General features: G+C 63.6%; 19 protein-coding genes. 4 read left to right on the forward strand and 15 right to left on the reverse strand.

All coding sequences use genetic code 11. The features are described from left to right. Nucleotides 1-36: 36 nt before the first annotated feature. Nucleotides 37-243 (reverse strand): cold-shock protein, encoded by a 207-nt coding sequence (locus HMPREF1484_RS00255; protein WP_016663000.1) that lies wholly within the window; start codon nt 241-243, stop codon nt 37-39. Between the two features lie 238 nt (nt 244-481). On the opposite strand from HMPREF1484_RS00255, the gene HMPREF1484_RS00260 reads away from it, so the two are divergent. After that, on the forward strand, nt 482-2,722 hold the full coding sequence (locus tag HMPREF1484_RS00260; RefSeq protein WP_016663001.1) for a hypothetical protein: 2,241 nt from the start codon (nt 482-484) through the stop codon (nt 2,720-2,722). Between the two features lie 290 nt (nt 2,723-3,012). On the opposite strand, the gene nrdR is transcribed toward HMPREF1484_RS00260, so the two are convergent. After that, nucleotides 3,013-3,465, reverse strand: a complete 453-nt coding sequence (gene nrdR, locus HMPREF1484_RS00265; RefSeq protein ID WP_034370179.1) for a transcriptional regulator NrdR — start codon at nt 3,463-3,465, stop codon at nt 3,013-3,015. A gap of 48 nt (nt 3,466-3,513) precedes the next feature. Next, nucleotides 3,514-3,861 carry a LysM peptidoglycan-binding domain-containing protein gene (locus tag HMPREF1484_RS00270; protein WP_016663003.1) on the reverse strand — a complete coding sequence of 116 codons (348 nt, stop codon included), beginning with the start codon at nt 3,859-3,861 and terminating at the stop codon, nt 3,514-3,516. A gap of 178 nt (nt 3,862-4,039) precedes the next feature. Between HMPREF1484_RS00270 and lexA the strand changes: the two genes are divergently transcribed. Further along, nucleotides 4,040-4,708: a transcriptional repressor LexA gene (lexA, locus tag HMPREF1484_RS00275; RefSeq protein ID WP_016663004.1), complete on the forward strand. Its 669-nt coding sequence runs from the start codon at nt 4,040-4,042 to the stop codon at nt 4,706-4,708. Here lexA and HMPREF1484_RS00280 read toward each other — a convergent pair. Further along, nucleotides 4,705-6,750 carry an ATP-dependent DNA helicase gene (locus HMPREF1484_RS00280; RefSeq protein WP_016663005.1) on the reverse strand — a complete coding sequence of 682 codons (2,046 nt, stop codon included), beginning with the start codon at nt 6,748-6,750 and terminating at the stop codon, nt 4,705-4,707. The two genes, lexA and HMPREF1484_RS00280, sit on opposite strands and share 4 nt — an antisense overlap. After that, on the reverse strand, nt 6,747-8,171 hold the full coding sequence (gene hflX, locus HMPREF1484_RS00285; protein WP_084813966.1) for a GTPase HflX: 1,425 nt from the start codon (nt 8,169-8,171) through the stop codon (nt 6,747-6,749). Before hflX ends, HMPREF1484_RS00280 begins: the two co-directional genes overlap by 4 nt. A gap of 220 nt (nt 8,172-8,391) precedes the next feature. Here hflX and HMPREF1484_RS00290 point away from each other — a divergent pair, with 220 nt between their 5' ends. Further along, nucleotides 8,392-9,021 (forward strand): class I SAM-dependent methyltransferase, encoded by a 630-nt coding sequence (locus HMPREF1484_RS00290; protein ID WP_016663007.1) that lies wholly within the window; start codon nt 8,392-8,394, stop codon nt 9,019-9,021. 51 nt (nt 9,022-9,072) lie between these two features. On the opposite strand, the gene dapF is transcribed toward HMPREF1484_RS00290, so the two are convergent. Together dapF and miaA are read right to left on the reverse strand one after the other, a co-directional pair. Beyond that, on the reverse strand, nt 9,073-9,948 hold the full coding sequence (gene dapF / locus HMPREF1484_RS00295) for a diaminopimelate epimerase (RefSeq protein WP_016663008.1): 876 nt from the start codon (nt 9,946-9,948) through the stop codon (nt 9,073-9,075). A gap of 31 nt (nt 9,949-9,979) precedes the next feature. Continuing rightward, nucleotides 9,980-10,966 carry a tRNA (adenosine(37)-N6)-dimethylallyltransferase MiaA gene (gene miaA, locus HMPREF1484_RS00300; RefSeq protein WP_016663009.1) on the reverse strand — a complete coding sequence of 329 codons (987 nt, stop codon included), beginning with the start codon at nt 10,964-10,966 and terminating at the stop codon, nt 9,980-9,982. Nucleotides 10,967-11,071: 105 nt separating this feature from the next. Between miaA and HMPREF1484_RS00305 the strand changes: the two genes are divergently transcribed. Next, nucleotides 11,072-11,542 (forward strand): YbjN domain-containing protein, encoded by a 471-nt coding sequence (locus tag HMPREF1484_RS00305; protein ID WP_016663010.1) that lies wholly within the window; start codon nt 11,072-11,074, stop codon nt 11,540-11,542. Between the two features lie 27 nt (nt 11,543-11,569). Here the strand turns inward: HMPREF1484_RS00305 and miaB are convergent, their stop codons facing one another. The 8 genes from miaB to HMPREF1484_RS00345 all read right to left on the reverse strand — a co-directional run bounded on the left by miaB (nt 11,570) and on the right by HMPREF1484_RS00345 (nt 19,943). Next, on the reverse strand, nt 11,570-13,123 hold the full coding sequence (gene miaB, locus HMPREF1484_RS00310; protein WP_016663011.1) for a tRNA (N6-isopentenyl adenosine(37)-C2)-methylthiotransferase MiaB: 1,554 nt from the start codon (nt 13,121-13,123) through the stop codon (nt 11,570-11,572). 40 nt (nt 13,124-13,163) lie between these two features. Further along, on the reverse strand, nt 13,164-13,844 hold the full coding sequence (locus tag HMPREF1484_RS10690) for a regulatory protein RecX (RefSeq protein ID WP_051120582.1): 681 nt from the start codon (nt 13,842-13,844) through the stop codon (nt 13,164-13,166). Then, complete coding sequence (gene recA, locus HMPREF1484_RS00320) at nt 13,822-14,910, reverse strand: recombinase RecA (RefSeq protein ID WP_016663013.1); 1,089 nt, start codon at nt 14,908-14,910, stop codon at nt 13,822-13,824. Before recA ends, HMPREF1484_RS10690 begins: the two co-directional genes overlap by 23 nt. 219 nt (nt 14,911-15,129) lie before the next feature. Then, nucleotides 15,130-15,357 carry a DUF3046 domain-containing protein gene (locus tag HMPREF1484_RS00325; protein ID WP_016663014.1) on the reverse strand — a complete coding sequence of 76 codons (228 nt, stop codon included), beginning with the start codon at nt 15,355-15,357 and terminating at the stop codon, nt 15,130-15,132. A 5-nt stretch (nt 15,358-15,362) separates the two neighbouring features. Next, nucleotides 15,363-15,674 (reverse strand): helix-turn-helix domain-containing protein, encoded by a 312-nt coding sequence (locus HMPREF1484_RS00330; RefSeq protein ID WP_016663015.1) that lies wholly within the window; start codon nt 15,672-15,674, stop codon nt 15,363-15,365. Between the two features lie 240 nt (nt 15,675-15,914). Next, a complete protein-coding gene (locus HMPREF1484_RS00335) occupies nt 15,915-16,415 on the reverse strand; it encodes a CinA family protein (protein ID WP_016663016.1) in 501 nt (166 codons plus the stop codon). 5 nt (nt 16,416-16,420) lie between these two features. Then, nucleotides 16,421-17,014: a CDP-diacylglycerol--glycerol-3-phosphate 3-phosphatidyltransferase gene (pgsA, locus tag HMPREF1484_RS00340; protein ID WP_016663017.1), complete on the reverse strand. Its 594-nt coding sequence runs from the start codon at nt 17,012-17,014 to the stop codon at nt 16,421-16,423. A gap of 37 nt (nt 17,015-17,051) precedes the next feature. Further along, nucleotides 17,052-19,943, reverse strand: coding sequence for a DNA translocase FtsK (locus HMPREF1484_RS00345; RefSeq protein WP_016663018.1), 2,892 nt, complete (start codon nt 19,941-19,943; stop codon nt 17,052-17,054). Between the last annotated feature and the right edge of the window lie 8 nt (nt 19,944-19,951).

Below are 19,951 nucleotides of genomic sequence, written 5' to 3' on the forward strand. Positions count from 1 at the left end.
TGCACGGGTGCGGAACGAAAGCCTAGCGAGGCGAACCTACGCGAGCGAACGAACGTGCGCGGCCTGCGGGCCCTTGTCGCCGTCGACAACCTCGAACTCGACGCGCTGGCCCTCATCGAGGGTGCGGAAACCGTCCATGTCAATGCTCGTGTGGTGAACGAACACGTCAGCGCCGCCACCATCAACCTCGATGAAGCCGAAACCCTTTTCGGCGTTGAACCATTTAACTGAGCCCTGTGCCATGCGTGGACTCCCCTAACTACTCGTACCAAACTGCGCGAAAACACGCGCAGGTACCATCATTCCACGCTGGATGTTCGCGCGCCCAGTTTCCCTTCAGCGTGTCGAGCGGATTCCTGCTGGCCACGCGAGCGCGCACACCGGGTTGGAACGCACATGAAAAGCGACCATAATGGAATGTCGCTTCCGCCTCCCGCGAAGGGACGCAAGCGAATCGTGACCCATCCTGGAAGGACCCAACGTGGCTTCCTCTGACGAGCAAATCGCCCTCGAGCAGCGCTACGCCGACCGAGTCTACGCACGCATCGACGAACAAATCGCACGCCTCGAAACGCAACTCACTGACGTCATCAGCGCCCAGACGGCGAGCACGCACCAAAACCGCAGCGAGCGAGACTCCTTCGCGACTTTCTACGAGGATCGGATCGGGCTGCTGAGGTCCGTCTCAGAGAACGCTATTTTTGGCCGGCTCGACAGGTCCGACGCCACCCGGCACTACATTGGGCGCATCGGCGTGTTCACCGCTGAAGGCACCCAACTCCTGGTCGACTGGCGCGCCCCCGCAGCCGCCGCGTTTTACCAGGCAACGCCGAGGCACCCGCAGGGCGTTCGCTTGCGTCGGCACCTCGTCACTTCGGGACGCACCGTGACCGATATCGAAGACGACGTTCTCGACGGCACGCTCCTCGACTCAGATGAGCACCATTCGAGCCTCCAGGGAGAAGGGGCACTCCTTGCGGCGGTCTCCGCGAAACGCACGGGCCGCATGGGCGATATCATCGCGACAATCCAGGCCGAACAAGATCGCATTATCCGCCACGAAACACGCGGCGCGCTCGTTGTGCAGGGAGGCCCCGGCACCGGCAAGACTGCCGTCGCCCTCCACCGCGCGGCTTACCAGCTCTATACGCACCGTAAGAGGCTCGAGCATTCGGGCGTTCTCATCGTTGCCCCCACGCGCGGCTTCCTGCGCTACATCGAGCGCGTGTTGCCCAGCCTCGGCGAAACAGGCGTCGTCACCCTCACGCCGGGCGAACTCGTTCCGGGCGTGCGGGCAGACACACACGATCGCGAAGACGTCGCCCGCGTCAAAGGGTCCCTCGCGATGGCAAAGGTTCTGCGCCGTGCCGTCAAGGCGCGCCAGCAAGTTCCCAAAGGCCCCATCGACCTCAATATCGACGGGGTCCACATCACTCTCACTCCGGGCGATGTCCGTGCAGCGCGCGCGGAGGCCCGCGCGACGGGCAGGCCGCACAACCATGCACGCACAACCTTCGTACGCGCCGCACTCGACCGCCTCGTTGAGGCCTATGTCGCCGAGCTCACGCGCCTCGAACGCCCGTGGGCAGAGGAGGACCGCGCGGATCTCCTCCACGATCTGCGAACGAACCACGACGTCAAAGTCGCCCTCAACCGGTGCTGGCTGCCATACAGCCCGCAATCCTTCGCCCGTTCATTCTTCGCGAGCATCGAGCGGCTGGTTCACGCGGCGGGCGACCACATGAGCGCGCGGGAGATCAAGCTTCTTCACCGCTCGAAGGACGCCGAGTGGACGATCGAAGACGTCGCCCTCCTCGACGAAATCGCGGAGCTCCTCGGTGAAGACGACACCGCCACGCAGCGCGAGAAGGACAAGGCTCGCACCACCGAACGCTCAAACCTCGAGTATGCCGAAAAGGTGCTGTCCATGATTGATTCCGAGGGGATCGTCAGCGCAGCTGAACTCGCCGCTCAGGTTGGCGCACGGCGCGACAGCCGCTCCCTCGCCGAGAAAGCCGCAGCGGATCGCACCTGGACCTACGGCCACATCGTGGTCGACGAGGCACAAGAGCTCTCGCCGATGATGTGGCGTGCACTCATGCGTCGAAACCCCACGAAATCGTTCACGATCGTGGGCGATGTGGCGCAGACCTCCTCGGTCTCCGGCGCCGACTCGTGGGATCACGCACTTTCGCCTTTTCTTGAGGATCGGGCCAGCATCGAGGAGCTCACCGTCAATTACCGCACGCCGTCGCGGATCATGCGTCACGCCTCCGCACTCGCTGCCGCACACGGCTTGCGAGTGACGGAGGTCAGGAGCGTGCGCGAAGGTGAACACGACGTACGTTTCCGGCACACACGTGCCGACAGGGTCATCGAGGAGGCAGTTAACGAGGCGCGCACGCTTGCCGACCTCACGCAGGGCCGCGTGGCGATCCTTTGCCTCACCGAGGATCTTGATGCCCTCTTGGCGGGAGCTTCAGCCGTATTCGGCGCCTCGGCAGTGGGCCGTGGTTCGATCGGTGTGGACAGAGAAGTTTCCGTGATGACTCCGACAGATGCCAAGGGACTCGAGTTCGACGCGGTCGTCATCGTGCGCCCCGCCGAGATTCTCACGAGCCATGCTCGCGGCGCTAACGATGTGTACGTCGCGCTCACGCGGCCGACTCAGGCGCTCAGCGTGGTCTATTCGGGAGATCTCCCCGCCGGATTAGGCGCGTAGGGCCCGGCGGCTTCTGGGCTCTGGCGGAAGCGCCCGCTTTGGCGGGGGCATGAAAGAACCGATGGCCGCGGCTTCCCCTCCGCGACCATCGGCCAAGAAAATCATACAGTGTTTCTCGAGGGCCTCCGACCACTTTTCTCAAAATCTCTCCAGCAAGGGGTCATGCCGCCAGATCCTTGCCTGCTCCGGAGGAAAAAGGCGGAAGCCCTGGCTGCTGAGGTCAGGGCAGGAAACGCGCATCGCCGATCAACCTTCGGCTCGTTCAACTCGCCCCACAGGGGTGCAGCGCCCTACTTCTCGCCCTCGGTTCGTAGTTCCTCGATGGCCGACTCAAAGTCCTCAAGGCAGTCGAATCCGCGATAGACGCTCGCGAAACGAAGGTAGGCGACGAGGTCCAGCTCTTTGAGCGGCTGCAGAATCGCGAGGCCTACGTCGTGGGCGTCGATCTCCGACACACCCTTGAGACGAATCGCCTCCTCCACGCGCTGCGCGAGGACCGCGAGTTGGTCGTCTGTCACCGGTCTGCCCTGGCATGCTTTACGCACGCCGGAAATCACCTTGGATCGCGAGAATGGTTCACTCACGCCAGAGCGCTTATGGACCGCGAGCGAGGCTGATTCCGTAGTCGAGAATCGCTTATTGCACGCAGGGCACTGCCGACGGCGGCGGATGGTCATGCCGTCGTCGGCTGTACGCGAGTCCACGACGCGCGAATCTTCATTCCTACAAAAAGGGCAGTGCACCCCGAAATTCTACCAGGGCACCCCATTCATACTCCGAGGCCCTACCCGCTAGAGCGTGGGCAGCGCGAGCTCCTGACCCGGGTGAATCACGGTGCCATCGAGACCGTTGACGTCCTGGACAAGCATGAGATAGTCGCGAACATCGGTGCCTGCAGGCGCGTTAGCCGAGACAATGCTCCAGAGGCTCTGCCCCTCCTCGACCTGAACGGTCGTGTACGACACGGCTCCCTCAGCACCCGCGACCGCCGCAGGCGAGAAAAAGACAACGCCGGCAACGATTGCCGAAGCAGCGAGTACGAGCGCAATGAGCGATGCCACGACGATGCGGCCGCGGCGAGTAAGACGAAGGCGAACATTCTTTCGAACCGGCTGAGTGCTACACGTAGAAGTAGTCATTTTTAGAATCCTTGTTCGATTGACGACATGACGAGCGTACGATCATCTGTTCGAAAAAGTCAAGACATTTTCGAACACATGTTTGGAACAAGCGTTCTGTTCCGGTACCTTTGAGGTACGCCTCAACTCAACAACGGGGGTGAGACATTTAAACTCGCCCCACCGAAAGGAACGGCGCATGGCACCCTCAGCTCACGGCTCTTCAGCTGGCGCCCCCGCCCTCACCGAACGCCAACAACGCATTCTTGAGACGATCGCCCGCTCCATCCGCGCAAATGGTTACGCGCCCACGATGCGCGAAATCGGCGAAGCAGTGGGCCTCCAGTCACCGTCGTCGGTCTCCCACCAACTCTCGGAACTCGAGCGCAAGGGATACATCCGCAAAGATCCGAAACGCCCCCGCACGCTCTGGCTCGTGGAAGCAGATGAGGAAGGCGAGCCGCTCCCGAGCGAATTCGAAGCACCCGGCTCGCCCGCCGTCAATGTCCCACTCGTGGGCACGATCGCGGCCGGCGTGCCGATCACCGCTGAGGAACAGGTAGAAGATGTTTTTGCGCTCCCGACCCAGCTCGTGGGCGATGGCGAACTCTTCCTGCTCAAGGTTCAGGGTGATTCGATGATCGATGCCGCCATTTGCGACGGCGACTGGGTCGTCGTCCGCCAGCAGAAGGTTGCGGAAAAAGGCGAGATTGTCGCGGCCATGATCGATGGCGAGGCGACAGTGAAGACTTTCGCACGAAGCGACGGGCACGTGTGGCTCATGCCCCACAACCCTGCCTTCACACCGATCCTTGGCGACGAAGCCGAAATCCTCGGCAAAGTCGTGGCGGTTCTCCGCGCGGTCTAGAGATTGCCTGGATGCGGTGGCGCAGCGAGCTCTGTGCGCAGTCGCTCGAGTGCGGCAAGCGCGACGGCGCTATCGCGCGTCGTCCACAGCGGAGGAATTGCCTGGCGAATCACGCCTCCATAGGACTTCGTCGCGAGCCTCGAATCAAGCACCGCTACCATTCCACGGTCGCTCTCGGCGCGGATAAGTCGCCCGGCTCCTTGCGCCATGCTGAGTGCCGCCTGTCGAACGGCTACCTCGTAGAAACCGTTGCGCCCGAGTCGGGCGTATTTCTCTTGTCTCGCTGAAGCGAGCGGATCATCGGGCCGAGGGAATGGGATCCTGTCAATGAGCACAAGGCGGCAGGCCTCGCCGGCGACGTCAATGCCCTGCCAAAACGTTCGCGTCCCGAACAGACAGGTGTCACGACTCTGTCGGAATCGCGAAGCGAGCGCCGCGTTCGAATCCTCTCCTTGCAGGAGCACCGTGCGCCCGGTCATCCGTCGAACATACTCCGCCGCCTCCTCGGCCGCTCGGCGGGAGGAGAAGAGTCCGAGCGCTCCTCCTCCGGCGGCGTCAATGAGTTCGACGATGTGGTCAAGTGTCGCGCTCGAGATACCCTCGCGCCCCGGGGCGGGAAGATGCGAGGCGACATAGAGAATCCCTTGCTGGGCGTACGCGAAGGGAGAGCCCACATCGAGGGCCGACCACCACTCGCGCACAGCATCCTCGCTTCGAGTGGCACCAACGTCGCTTTCAGGCTCGGCATGCTTGTCAGCGCGAAGCCCGAAAGAGAACGCGGCGCTTTCAAACCGGCCGCCGAACGTGAGCGTCGCCGAGGTAAAAATCGATGTGCGCTCATCGAGGATCCGGGTTTTCACGAGGCCAGCGACGCTGAGTGGAGCGACGTCGATAAATGTTCGGCCGAGGGCTTCGCTGTGATTGAGGTAGACGACATCGTCCTCGTGGGGCGCGAGCAATCTCTCGCACACGTCGATGATTTGTTGCAGCTTTGCACGCACGGATGTGCGCGCCCCCGCAGTCGTCGCATCGGAGCTATCACCGGCATTTTTGGCTTCCTCGCGTGCCGACTCAGCTTCGGCGCGGATCGCCGCGAGAGTGTCTCGCAGCCGGGCTTCGAGTTCGCCACGCACCCTCCCGTCGGGGAGCGGGGCGAGAGCTTCCTGGAGGGCACTTCCCGCATCGTCAAGTTCAAGTGCGCTCACGCCGAGGCTCCTCAGCTCCCGAACGGCGCCGCGAATCGCGCCCTGATGCAGCGATTCGGTCACCGAGGACGTCACGCGGTCAACAAACTCGTGGGCCTCGTCGATGACTACGACATCGTGCTCGGGGATGATCCCGTGCCCGTCGAAGGCGTCAATGGCGTAGAGCGCATGGTTTGTCACGATGACGTCGGCCTCGCGCGCGAGTGCGCGATTGCGTTCCGCGAAGCATTCGTCGTGGAATGGGCAGGAAGAGCCAATGCACTGGGAGCCGGTCACGGAGACCTGGCGCCACGCTCGGTCCGACACCGGGGTGTCGAGATCGTCGCGGTCACCCGTATCTGTCGTCTGCGCCCACTCGCGCAGCCTCTGCACCTGCGCGCCGAGTCGTTCGGAGTCGTGCTTGACTCCCGTGACCGAAGCCTCGGCGAAGAGTGAACCTTCCTCGAGTTCGTCGGGATAGCCGCCCTCCAGCTTGTGGAGGCACACGTAGTTGCCGCGCCCCTTAAGGAGACTGAAGCTCGGCACACGCTCGAGTTTCGTCCCGAGGGCTTCAACAATGCGAGGGAGGTCCTTGGCGACGATCTGGCTTTGCAGCGCGAGCGTCGCGGTCGTGATGACGACGGGGGTGCCGCGATCAATCGCGCGTTTGAGGGCGGGAACGAGGTATGCGAGGGACTTGCCCGTGCCCGTCCCTGCCTGCACGAGGAGGTGGCGGCGCAGCTCGATGCTTCGCTCGATGGCGTGAGCCATGGCCCGCTGCCCCGGGCGATCTGCGCCGCCGACTGCGGCGACCGCTGTCGCGAGTAGCTGGTCGAGGTCCGTGCCTGATGCGTTCACTGGCGCGCGGCGGCGAGTTCGGAAGCGAGAGTTTCGTCGACGCGTGCCACGAGGCGCGTGCCCTCAGCGAGGAATTCCTCGCTGACGAGCTCGCCCTGAGTGTGCACGCGCGAGACGAGGTCGCCGCGCGTGTAGGGCACGACGACATCGATGTCGACCGAGGGCCGCGGGAGCATGTCGGCGATGAGTGCACGCAACTCCTCGATGCCTTCACCCGTGCGGGCCGACACGACGGCCGCGTGTTCCACTTGCGAGCGCAGACGCGCGATCGTTTCGGGACTCGCGAGATCCGCTTTGTTCAGAGCCACGATTTCTGGCACGTCGAAGCCTTCAATATCAGCGAGAACGGCGCGTACAGCGCGAATCTGCCCCTCGGGATCGGGGTGGGAGGCATCGACGACGTGCAGGAGGAGGTCCGCCCCGGAGACTTCCTCGAGGGTTGAGCGGAAGGCCTCCACGAGCTCGGTGGGAAGGGAGCGCACGAATCCGACGGTATCCGCAAACGTGAATTCGCGACCGTCGGGCGTCACGGACCTGCGCACGGTTGGGTCGAGTGTCGCAAACAGGGCGTTTTCAACGAGAACGCCGGCCCCAGTGAGACGGTTAAGCAGGGAGGACTTCCCGGCGTTGGTGTATCCGGCAATCGCAACAGAGGGAATGTTGTGACGTTTGCGGTCGGCGCGTTTGGCCTCGCGCGAGGGGGCCATCGCCTTGATGTCGCGCCTGAGCTTAGCCATGCGCGTGCGGATGCGGCGGCGGTCTAGTTCGATTTTCGTTTCGCCGGGGCCGCGGGAACCGATCCCGGCGCCACCGGCAACGCGGCCACCCGCCTGGCGCGACATCGACTCGCCCCAACCGCGCAGGCGCGGCAGGAGGTACTCGAGCTGCGCAAGCTCGACCTGGGCCTTACCTTCGCGGGATTTTGCGTGCTGGGCAAAAATGTCGAGGATGAGGGCCGTACGATCGATGACCTTGACCTTGATAATGTCCTCGAGCGCGCGGCGCTGCGAAGGGGCAAGCTGCCCGTCGCAGATCACGGTGTCAGCACGAAGGTCGGCCACAATCTCGGCGAGTTCCTTCGCCTTGCCCGAACCGAGGAAGGTGGCAGGGTCGGGGTGGGCACGGCGCTGCATGACGCCGTCGAGAACGCGTGAGCCCGCAGTCTCGGCAAGCGCTGCGAGCTCGCGCATCGAGTTTTCTGCGTCTTCGACGTTGCCGGTCGTGAAAAGCCCCGCGAGCACGACGTTCTCAAGTCGAAGCTCGCGGTATTCAACCTCGGTGACGTCTTCGAGATCGGTGCGAAGTTGATCGACGCGGCGCAGAGAGTGGCGCTCGGCGAGATCGAGTTGGTCGCCGTCGGCATCGCTCTCATACGTTGTCGCCGAGATCGAGGCGTCGCCGCGTGAGAGGACGCGCTGCATAATCGAGGATTCGCGGGCGTCGCTTCCCGCATTCTCGGGCTCCGCTGCCTGCGGTGCTGCGTGTGATGTCTCGAATTCGGGATCGGGGACGAAGGGTGTCAAGTGCGCCTTTACTCCAGGTTCTCTCAAGTGGGGCCTCGCGTGAGGTCTGCGTATAAGTGTGTCACGTCCGAACCCGATGCGGGAGCTTTTCGCGTTCTGCGCCACTACACTCCTTGCTGTGACAAGCGACGCCCATTACTTCTCTCCCGCGCCCGGTACGGACCTGGAGCGCCGCGACCTGCGCGTGCACCTCGCTGGTGCCGAACGGAGCCTCGTGAGCGCGAAGGGTCTGTTCAGTTTCGATGGGCTCGACAAGGCAACCGCAATACTCCTCGACCATGCGGAGTTGTTCGCACCGCTCGCACCTAAAAGCGAGGTTCTCGATATTGGCTGCGGCTGGGGCCCGATTGCACTGAGCCTCGCGCTTACCCAACCGGACTGCCACGTCACGGCGATTGATGTCAATCCACACGCACGTGCCATCACGCGCGAGAACGCCGCACGGCTCGGCCTGTCAAACGTCACTGTCGCCGCGCCAGACGAGATTCCCGAGAGTGCCCGCTTCGATGCGCTCTGGTCGAATCCGCCGATCCGTATCGGCAAGAGTGAACTGCACACTGTGCTTACGCGGTGGATCGGCCAGCTCCGCGGGACGGGTACGGCCGCGATGGTCGTCGGGAAAAATCTAGGCGCCGATTCGCTCGCCACGTGGCTCGCGGGCCAATTCCCCACACGGCCGGTCGAGAAGGTCCATTCCTCGAAAGGGTTCCGCTTGCTCGGCGTAGGCCCGGAGCGCCCAGAAGTTTAGAATCGCTCGCGCATGGGGAGGCGTCGGAATTCCGACGCCCGCCTAGCCTTCCTACTTCCCTCGCTCGCGCGCTGGCCCGCCGCAGGTGAGCTCACCGAGTTCGGCCGGGCCCGTGAGAGTCATGCGCCCGTAGGGGTCCCAACCAATTTCGAGGCGCCCGCCGCGCACATCGACGCGCCACGGCTCGCGCGTGCCGTCCCCACGTGCCTCAGCGAGAGCGGCAACCACGGCAGTCGCGCCGGTTCCGCACGAGAGGGTCTCCCCCACCCCTCGCTCGAAAACCCGCATGGCGACGTGTCGCTCGCCGCGGATCTCCACAAACTCAATGTTCGTGCCATCTTCGGGCTCGGGTTCAAGCTCGGGGCGTTCGGTGAGGTCAAGCTCGTCAAGGCTGAGGTTTTCGGGTAGCTCCACGACAGTGTGGGGGTTGCCCACATTCACATCAGTGCCTTCGAGGAAGCGGTCGGCAACGCGGACGATCCTCGTGACACCTTCAAGTTCTGCGGCCCCCATGCCCACGCGCACCTGCCACTGTGGGCCTTCCTCAAGGATCTCGACCGTGCGTACACCCGCGCGAGTCATGACGTCGAACACCCGATCCTCAACGTAACCGCGGTCAGCGAGAAACGCTGCGTAGGCCCGAACGCCGTTGCCGCACATTTGCGCAATCGTGCCATCAGCATTGCGATAGTCCATAAACCACTCGGGGACCGTGTCGAACCCCTGGCTTGCCGGATCACCGAGGCATCGCGTACGAATCGCGCGGATCACCCCGTCCACTCCCGTGGGGCCCGCGAGCTCACGCACGCGTGCGCTGTTGAGCTCGCCTCGACCCGCAGGATCGTCGATCATCACAAAATCGTTTTTGGTGGCGCTCGCGTAGCTTAGAGCCTTGCGCGCGTTGGGGCATGAAGATGCAGTGGCCATGGCTCGATCATAGGCACGCGCGCGCGGGACCTCACACCTCAGCGTTTGACGGGCACCTAGCGGCGTGCGCAATCTCGCGCTCAATCACGGCGAGCGCTTCGTCGGAATCCTCCCCCGGCACCCACGTGAGCCGCGTATCCCGCCTGAACCACGTGTCCTGCTTGCGCACGAGACGGCGGGTATTGGTGATCGTCGACTCGATCGCTTGCTCGAGACTCCAGTGGCCCCGCACGTGCTTGATCATTTGGGCGTAGCCGATCGCCTGGCGCGCCGTCACCCCGCGCTCAAGGCCCGCATCGAGCAGTCCCTCGACCTCGTCGCGAAACCCGGTTTCAACCATGCGATGCACGCGCTTCTCGACGCGCTCGTGGAGCGTGTCCCGGTCGAGCTTCACGGCGACGTACGCGATCGCCGGATCGTGGAACGTGTAGGTCGGCAGGAACGCGGAGAACGGCTTTCCGGTGAGGCGGTGCACCTCGAGCGCTCGCACGATTCGACGCTCGTCCCGCGGCGCAATTTTCGCGGCTGCATCGGGGTCTGCTGCGGCGAGCTGGGCGTGGGCGGCTCCGGTGCCGATCGCTAGCACGTGAGACTCGATCTCCTCGCGCACAGCGGGGTCCGACGGTGGAAAAGCCATCACGTCGGTGAAGGCTCGCACGTAGAGTCCCGAGCCCCCAACGACAACCGGAATCTTGCCCCTTTCGCGGATCTCGCTCGCAATCCGGCGTGCATCCGCCTGGAACGTTGCGACGCTCGCCTCTTCGGTGACGTCGAGAATATCGAGGAGATGATGGGGAACACCGCGGCGCTCGCTCGGGGTCACCTTGGCGGTCCCCACATCCATTCCGCGGTAAAACTGGAGAGCGTCAGCGTTGATCACTTCGCCTCCGAAACGGCGGGCAGTCTCGATCGCGAGGGCGCTCTTGCCCGTTGCAGTCGCGCCCGCAATCACGACAAGCGGCGGCACCTGTCCAGCGCCACTGTCGTGGCCCCCACCACCGTTCACCGCATGTGCCACGTGAACTCCCTTCGATCTCACCACTGCTCGTTCGCGCACCGAGCCGAAAGCCGCTAGCGTGGACTTCACGCAGCCACCGGCCCGGACACCACAGAAAGGCAGCCGATGCCCAACGGCCACTCACACGAAGCCGCACTCGCAGGCGAAGAACTCAGCATCGAACGTCTCAAGGAGTCCCTCGGGCGGCTCGGCTATGCCTTCGTCGAGGATGATGACACCCCCACCGTGTTGCGTGCGCGCTTTGACCACTATCCTTTCACGTTCGCAGTCGCCGGCGAGCACTCGCACATCCTCGTCATCCGGGGACGCTGGGACGAGCTACTCGCCGTGCAGCAGAAACTCGAAGCGACGCGCCTATGCAACCACTGGAACATGGAACGCATGTGGCCGAAAGCGTACGTGCGCCGCGAGAATGACTCGGTGCTCGGCGTGTACGGCGAGCTGGTCTTCGATTATTTCTACGGGGTTAGCGACGACGCGATTGACCGCGCCATCACGTGCGCGCTATCAACGACGGTAGCGTTCTTCGCGAGCCTCTCGACACAGGTGAGCGACCAGGACGACGTCACCGCCTGAGCGCGTGCCCTCACCGCCCGATTCCGCCTAGCGCTCCGGGCGCCTGAGGCTCGGAAGACCGAGGCTCACGGGCCCACCGGGGCCGGGCGTGCCGCACGAGGCCGCGTCTTCATCGCCGTTCGCGCGGCGGCGTTCCCACGCGTCGCCCGAGCGGGTGCGACGCACCTCGAATTCGCCGCCTTCGGCACCCGAGTCGGCGATCAGGTAGAACGGGGCGGCTTTGGTCACGCGAGCACGGACGACATCACCGGGGCGAGGGCGGTCCGCCTCCGCATACCCTTCGGGCAGAGCAACGTGCACGAGCCGGCCGTCCTCGGCGCGGCCAGAGATGCGGTGCGTTTCGGAGTCTCGATCACCCTCGCCTTCGGCGATGAGGACGTTGACCTCTGCTCCGACCTTCTTCGCATTTTCTTCGGCCGCAATGCGATCCTGAAGCGCGACGAGCCTCTCGAATCGCTCCTGGACGACTGCCTTCGGGATCTGATCGTCCATTTCGGCGGCCGGAGTGCCCGGGCGCGGCGAGTACTGGAACATGAAGGCGCTCGAGAAACGCGAAGCCTCGACGACATCGAGAGTCTTTTGGAAGTCCTCTTCCGTTTCACCGGGAAAGCCGACGATGATGTCGGTCGTGATTGCTGCGTGCGGGATTTTCTCGCGCACCTTTTCGAGGATCCCGAGGAATTTCTTGGAGCGGTACGAGCGGCGCATCGCCTTGAGAACAGCGTCGCTGCCCGATTGGAGCGGCATATGCAGTTGCGGCATCACGTTGGGTGTTTCCGCCATCGCGTCAATGACGTCATCGGTAAACATCGCGGGGTGCGGCGACGTGAATCGCACGCGCTCGAGCCCCTCGATTTCGCCACACGCGCGCAAGAGCTTGGCAAACGCGCCCCGGTCGCCGAACTCCACTCCGTAGGAGTTCACGTTTTGACCAAGGAGAGTCACTTCAAGAGCTCCCTGGTTCACGAGTTCCTGAACCTCGGCGAGAATCTCGCCGGGGCGACGGTCCTTCTCCTTCCCTCGGAGGGAAGGAACGATGCAGAACGTGCACGTGTTGTTGCAGCCGACTGAAATCGATACCCAACCCGCGTACGCGCTTTCGCGCTTTGTGGGGAGAGTCGAGGGGAACACCTCGAGCGACTCAAGGATTTCCACCTGGGCCTCTTGTTGAACGCGAGCGCGGTCAAGAAGAACGGGGAGGGAACCGATGTTGTGAGTACCGAACACGACGTCGACCCAGGGTGCACGCTCAGTAATGGTGGCGCGATCCTTTTGGGCCAGGCACCCGCCGACGGCAATCTGCAAATTGGGGTTGGCATCTTTCGCAGGGCGGAGCTGGCCGAGGTTACCGTAGAGCCGGTTGTCGGCGTTTTCGCGCACGGCGCACGTGTTGAAGACGATGACATCGACGTCGCCGTTCAACGGGTCGGCGCCGTCGGCGGCCGGCGTATAGCCTGCCTGCTCTAAGAGGCCCGTGAGGCGCTCAGAGTCGTGGACGTTCATTTGGCAGCCGAACGTGCGCACTTGGTAGGTGCCGCGTGCCGGCGCGTCATTGTCGTTCAGGATCGCTGTTTCGCTCATGGTGTTTCAAGGATACGTAGCCCCGTGGGTTCGGGCACGGTCAGGACCAGGTGACTCCCGCCGCATCAAGCTCGCGATTGAGCACGAAGAGCGTGAGGTTTTCCGAGTAGCCTCGGCGCGCGAGTGCGCCGCCAATGCGCCGAAGGGCCGCCCCTCGATCAAGGTTTTCAGCCCCTCCGCTTTTACGAAGCTCCTTCGCAAGCCGTTCTCTCGCGAGGATCTGGCAGCGCTCCTTTTCGCTGTCGTACGGAGCGGTCTCCGCGAGAACGGTGTCGATATCGGGCGCACCGACGCCTTTATTTTCGAGTTCTCGACGCAAAGCGGCTGTGCCAAGGAGTTTGCTCTCGCGTCGCTGCTCTACCCAGGCGCGTGCAAAGCCTTCGTCATCGATGAGTCCAGCGGTATCGAGACGCCGCATGATCTCTTCGAGAACATCAACTTCATGCACGCGCTGCGCGAGCTTTGCCCGAATCTCCGCCTCGCTGCGCTGACGGTGGCCGAGTAGGCCGAGCACATACCGGCATTCCTTGACGACGACCTTTTCCGTTTCGTGATCGCGGAATACTCCACCTCGACACGGGTTGCTGCCCTCCCCAGGTGCGGCTTCCCCCGCTTCGATGGCGGCGATGTGCTCGGCAAGCTCTTCAACGACGCCCGCGCGCCAATCCTCTTGCCCAGCCCGAACGTGGGGGCGAGGCTCAGATTTGCGCAGGGACGTCATCGTCTACGAATTCGCCGTCCCCCACAGGAGCATCGGCAGCGGCCTTCTTAGCGGACTCATCTGCATACTGGCCAATGCCGAGCTTCATAAGGATCTTCTGTTCGATATCTGCGGCGAGATCCGGATTGTCCTTGAGGAACTGGCGCGCATTTTCCTTGCCCTGGCCGAGCTGATCGCCATCGTACGTGTACCACGCACCGGACTTGCGCACGATGCCGTTTTCGACGCCGAGATCGATGAGGCCACCTTCGCGAGAAATGCCTTCGCCGTAAAGGATGTCGAATTCGGCCTGCTTGAAGGGCGGAGCCATCTTGTTCTTCACGATCTTGACGCGAGTGCGGTTGCCAACCGCGTCGGTACCCTGCTTGAGGGTCTCGATTCGACGAATGTCCATGCGCACCGAAGCATAGAACTTGAGTGCTTTACCACCCGTGGTGGTTTCGGGGCTGCCGAAGAACACGCCGATCTTTTCGCGAAGCTGGTTAATGAAGATAGCGGTGGTGCCACTCGAATAGAGCGCACCGGTAAGCTTGCGAAGCGCTTGTGACATGAGGCGCGCCTGGAGGCCCACGTGAGAGTCCCCCATCTCGCCTTCGATTTCAGCCTTTGGCGTGAGTGCCGCGACGGAATCGACGACGAGGACGTCGATCGCGCCCGAGCGCACGAGCATGTCGGCGATTTCGAGAGCCTGCTCGCCGGTGTCGGGCTGCGACACGAGAAGTGCATCGATATCGACGCCGAGCTTCTTCGCATATTCCGGATCGAGGGCGTGCTCCGCATCGATGAAGGCAGCAATACCACCCGCCCGCTGCGCGTTTGCAATCGCGTGGAGCGCAACCGTGGTTTTACCGCTGGACTCCGGGCCGTAGATCTCGACAACGCGACCGCGGGGAAGACCACCGATACCGAGCGCGACGTCAAGTGCGACCGACCCCGTGGGAACGACTTCGACGGGCGGGCGTGTGTCGTCGCCAAGGCGCATAATCGAGCCTTTGCCGAACTGACGGTCAATCTGTGCGAGCGCGTTTTCGAGCGACTTATCGCGATCCTTGGCGGCAGCTGCCATGGCGGTTCCTTTCGTTTGTCACCCCGTTACGAGGTGGACTCTCGCTTGACCCTTCCAACGGTAAACGGGGGTGAGACATTTAAACCCGACCCCGGCACAGGTGTGGATGCACACGCACCGTGGAGGCCGAACAACACCATCGTAAACGAACACCTGTTCGATTTGCACGTTAATGCGCACGCGTGTTCGATTCTTGTCACGCCTTTCGCCGCCACACGCTCACGCGCGCGGACGCGCCTCGGGCGGGACCTCCCAGCGCATGTGCACAGGCACATCCATGTCATCACACAGCGCGTGCCACACTTCTTTAACGGGGTAGCCCGCCTCAATCGCCTGGTTCGGGGTTAGGTTCCCGCACGTCACAAGCGCGAATTCACGACAGTACGTATGCGCGAGTTCGGCACCAAAGACATAGGCGGCGAGCTCACGAAACTCGCTTCGCCTCACGTTGACTACCGCGCCAGCGCGTATTCGGCGCCCTGGACGCCCCGCTCAAGTTCGGCGGGAACGGTGTCGGGAATAACGATGCCCTCTTCGAGTGCCACGCGATCTGCAACTTCGCGGAGAATCACCGACATGGGGTAACCGAGAGCTTCGGTCACGGAGGCGAGCAGTTCACTCGAGGCCTCCTTTTGGCCGCGCTCGATTTCGCTCAAGTAGCCGAGCGAGACTCGCGCATCGGCCGATACCTGACGCAGAGTCTTGCCCTGGCGGCGACGCGCCTCACGCAAAACGCCGCCGAGTTCCTGGCGGAAGAGCACCATGCGAGATTCTCCCTTCCTTGTCAGTGTTCCGCGCCGCGGTACTGCCGACTCGCGGCCCAGCACGGACGCCGGGCGCGACCCCGTGGCCGTCACCCATTTTCGTTGCCTGGGAGCACCAGCTCCCGCATTCTTGTACGTATTCACGCCTGTTCAACGCACGAGGGTTCCTCGTTGTTCCGCCATCCTACGGCCTCACACGCGCTCGCTTTTCAGGTTTCCCACACCGGCCCAACGCGCCTGTTACACATTTGCGCTGGTCAGAGCCTCAATGCCGAGGGTGATCGCATCGTCCACAACACCCGCACGGATCGCCGGTCGCGAGCCCGTGAGGCGTACTTCACGCACGAATTCGCGACTTGGCGTACTCACGGCGATGTAGGCGAGCCCCTCCGGGTTGCCGTAATCGTCATTCCCGGGCCCGGCCACTCCGGTCGTCGCAAGGGCAACATCTGCCCCGTACACGCGGCGCGCGGCCCGAGCCATGCTGCTCGCGACCTCGGCGCGCACGGCTCCCTTCGCCTGCAGGTCCGCAAGGTCTAGCCCCAGAACAGACGCCTTCGCTTCGAAACTGTACGTGCACGCACCCCCCTGGACGACTCTGCTAGCGCCCGGAACATCCACGAGGCGCGCGACGAGCATCCCGCCCGTGAGCGACTCAGCCGTCGCGAGGCTCATACCCCTCTCTTCGCACATAGCAAGGAGGGCGCGGGCCGACGCCAGCTGCTCACGCGGCGCGTCCATTCTCGTTAAGCCGCTTTCTGCGCGAGTGCCTCGCGGCGCAGGCGCAGCCCGTCGTTGACATTGCGAAGCCCCGACCAGAGCGTGAGCACAAGGGCGATGGCGATAAGCGTGATGCCGATCCACCACGCGGGAGGCCACATCAGCTCAAAGGGCATGAGGCAGAAGGTGATCCCGATCGACTGCATCATCGTCTTCGCCTTGCCGCTGAAGTTTGCGGGAAGCGCGCCATACTTCAAGATCGTGAAGCGCATGACCGTAATACCGATCTCGCGCACGAGGATGAGCACTGTGATCCACCACGGCACGTACTGCCACACCGAAAGCATGATGAGCGCGGCGCCCGTCATCGCCTTGTCGGCAATCGGGTCCATGATCTTGCCAAAATCGGTAATGAGGTTCCGAGAGCGCGCGAGGTAGCCGTCGACGAAGTCCGTGACCATTGCGAGCACGAAGATCCCGGCAATGACCCACCTCATGGCGATGTCCTCGTGGTAGAGCGCGGCTACGACCACGAAGATAGGCACCATGACCATGCGCGTCATGGTGAGGACGTTCGCGATATTCCACAGCGGAACGCGCGGGGTATCGGAAGCGCTCATGGGTGTTTCCCTTCTCTTTAGCGGCGTCTTTCGCGCGTTAGCGGCCCGTGAGCTGCCAGGCGTCTTCGCCGTCGGCATCGTCGTTGTCGTAATACTCGGGACTCACCTCACGCGAGGAGTGGTCCAACGGATCATCCGAGTAGCGATCTTGGGCCGAGGAGGCGTCAGACTCCCCCGCCCCGGAACCGGAACCTGCGTGGGAAGCGTCCTGCGAGTCCTCATACAGGTCCGTGTCCTCTCCCTTGATACGCGCGATCGCGCGCGGGAGATCCTCGGGACGCACGAGCACATCGCGAGCTTTCGAGCCCTCGCTCGGCCCGACGATCTCGCGTGACTCGAGAAGGTCCATGAGGCGCCCCGCCTTGGCGAAGCCCACGCGGAGCTTGCGCTGAAGCATCGAGGTGGAGCCGAACTGCGTGGTGACGACGAGTTCGGCCGCCTGAAGCAGCACGTCGAGATCGCCGCCGATGTCATCGTCGATCTGTTTCTTCTTGGCGACCTGCTGCACGTCCTCGCGGTACTGCGGCTTCGCCTGCCCCTTCACGTAGTCGACGACTGCGTGAATCTCGGACTCGTTGACCCACGAGCCCTGCACACGCATAGCCTTCGCCTTGCCCATGGGGTGAAAAAGCGCGTCGCCCTGGCCGATGAGCTTCTCCGCGCCGGGAGTATCGAGGATGACGCGCGAATCCTGGAGGGAGCTCGTCGCGAACGCGAGGCGGGAGGGAACATTCGCTTTGATGATGCCCGTGACGACGTCGACGGAGGGTCGCTGGGTTGCGAGCACGAGATGAATGCCGGCAGCGCGCGCAAGCTGGGTGATGCGCTGGATCGATGCCTCGACGTCTCGCGGGGCGACCATCATGAGGTCGGCAAGCTCGTCAACGACCACGAGGAGGTACGGGTAGGGCGCGAGCACTCGCTCACTTCCCGGCGGGGGGCTCACCTGGCCCGCGCGCACGGCCTTATTGAAGTCGTCGATGTGCTTGAAGCCGTACTCGGCGAGATCGTCGTAGCGGTGGTCCATCTCCTTCACAACCCACTCGAGCGCCTCCGCAGCCTTCTTGGGGTTCGTGATGATGGGGGTAATGAGATGCGGGATCCCCTCGTAGATCGTCAGCTCAACGCGCTTTGGATCAACGAGCACCATGCGCACTTCCTCCGGCGTTGCACGCATGAGGATTGAGGTGATCATCGAGTTCACAAAGCTCGACTTACCGGCGCCGGTCGCGCCCGCAACAAGCAAGTGGGGCATCTTCGCGAGATTCGCAATCACGAATCCGCCTTCGACATCCTTCCCGAGCCCCATCACCATGGGGTGTTCGTTGGCGGTCGCGACACCACTACGAAGGACATCCCCGAGCGCAACAGTTTCGCGGTCCGCGTTCGGAATCTCGATACCGATCGCCTTCTTGCCGGGGATCGGCGAAATGATGCGCACATCGGCGCTCGCGACCGCGTACGCGATGTTGTTGGACAGCGCCGTGACCTTCTCGACCTTCGTGCCGGGGCCGAGCTCAACCTCGTAGCGCGTCACGGTCGGGCCGCGGGAAAAGCCCACGACCTCGGCGTTCACGCCAAACTGCTCGAACACTTCGCCGAGTGCCGCGACAACGCGATCGTTCGCTTCGGAGCGAGCTTTCGCGGGCGGGCCGGCCACGAGCATGTCGGGGCTCGGGAGCGGGTAGGCGGTCTCAACCTGGAGTTCGGGCTGCACGTGCGGCCCCTTGACACCTTCGCCCTTGGGCGGGGTCAGCTCGCGGGTCTGCTCCGCAGCGCTCACGCTCGGCACCGGCACGGTGGGGGCGTTTTCCAGGTCCGACGTTTGGCTGGCAGCCGTCGGAAACTCCTTCTTCCTGCTGTTTTCCGCTTCGAGGTAATCGTAGGGGTCAGAGCTTTTCGCGCCGGATGCGAGTGCACTGGCGGCATCTGCCTTTTTCACGAGCGGTTTCTTCTGCGAGCGCGGAAGCGTCGTCGTCTCGGCCTGCTCACTCTCGGCGCCCTGGCGATACGCGCCATCGCCTTCGTAGCCGAAGGCTTCGTGATCGACGCCGGCCTCGAGGTTCTCGGTGTCGCTTGACGACCGGCGATTTTTGCGGCGGAACAGATCGCTCATGCGCCGAGTCTTCGTTGGGCTGCCCTCGGCGTTGCCCTCGGCAGCGTGGAGAGCCTGCTGGCGTCGGCCCAAGCCGAAGGCCTCGCGCTCCGCTTCTTCACGCTCTCCCCTGCCCACGAGAGCCCCGTAGACCCCCGCGAGACGCGACCCTACTTGGCCGAGCGGCGTAGCAGTGAGCACGAGAACGGAGAACAGGGCGAGGACGACTCCGAGAGTGACGATCACCCAGTCAGGCAGGACATTCGCGAGGGGCGCCGCGACGAGATAGCCGCACACGCCGCCACCGCGCGCGAGGGCGTCAACACCATTGGACGGCGTGGGAATACGCGCGCTCACGGATGCGACCGTACAGAGCGCACACACAAGCATGAGTAGTCCCGCGAAAAGGCGTCCGTTCGCGTGAACGAGATCGGGCCTGCGGAACATCCGAAGCGACCACAGCCCTAGAAGGAGGGGAAGCAGCACGGCGATCACGCCGAACGAGCTCGCAGCGACCGTATGAATCGCGCCAAAGCCCCATTCGCGCACCTGGAACCATTCGGGAACGATGAGAATGAGCGCGAGAATGCTCAAGAAAAGAGCGAAGCCATCGCGCCGCTCTTCGTAGGCGACCTCCCAGCGCTGAATGCCGATGCCGCGAACGAAGCCGCCAACCGCGCGGGCAACGCCGAGGTACCCGACGCGCAAAGCGCGCACCGGGAGGGGAAGCGTCGAGGGATCCGTGGGCGCACCTTTCGTGCGCGACGAGCCCGAGGACGAGCCTCGGGAGGTTCCTTTCGACGCACGTGCGGGGGAAGTCGTACGTGTCGCCATACTCCACA

It is taken from the genome of Dermabacter sp. HFH0086 (assembly GCF_000413375.1).
In the GTDB taxonomy this organism is placed as follows: domain Bacteria; phylum Actinomycetota; class Actinomycetes; order Actinomycetales; family Dermabacteraceae; genus Dermabacter; species Dermabacter hominis.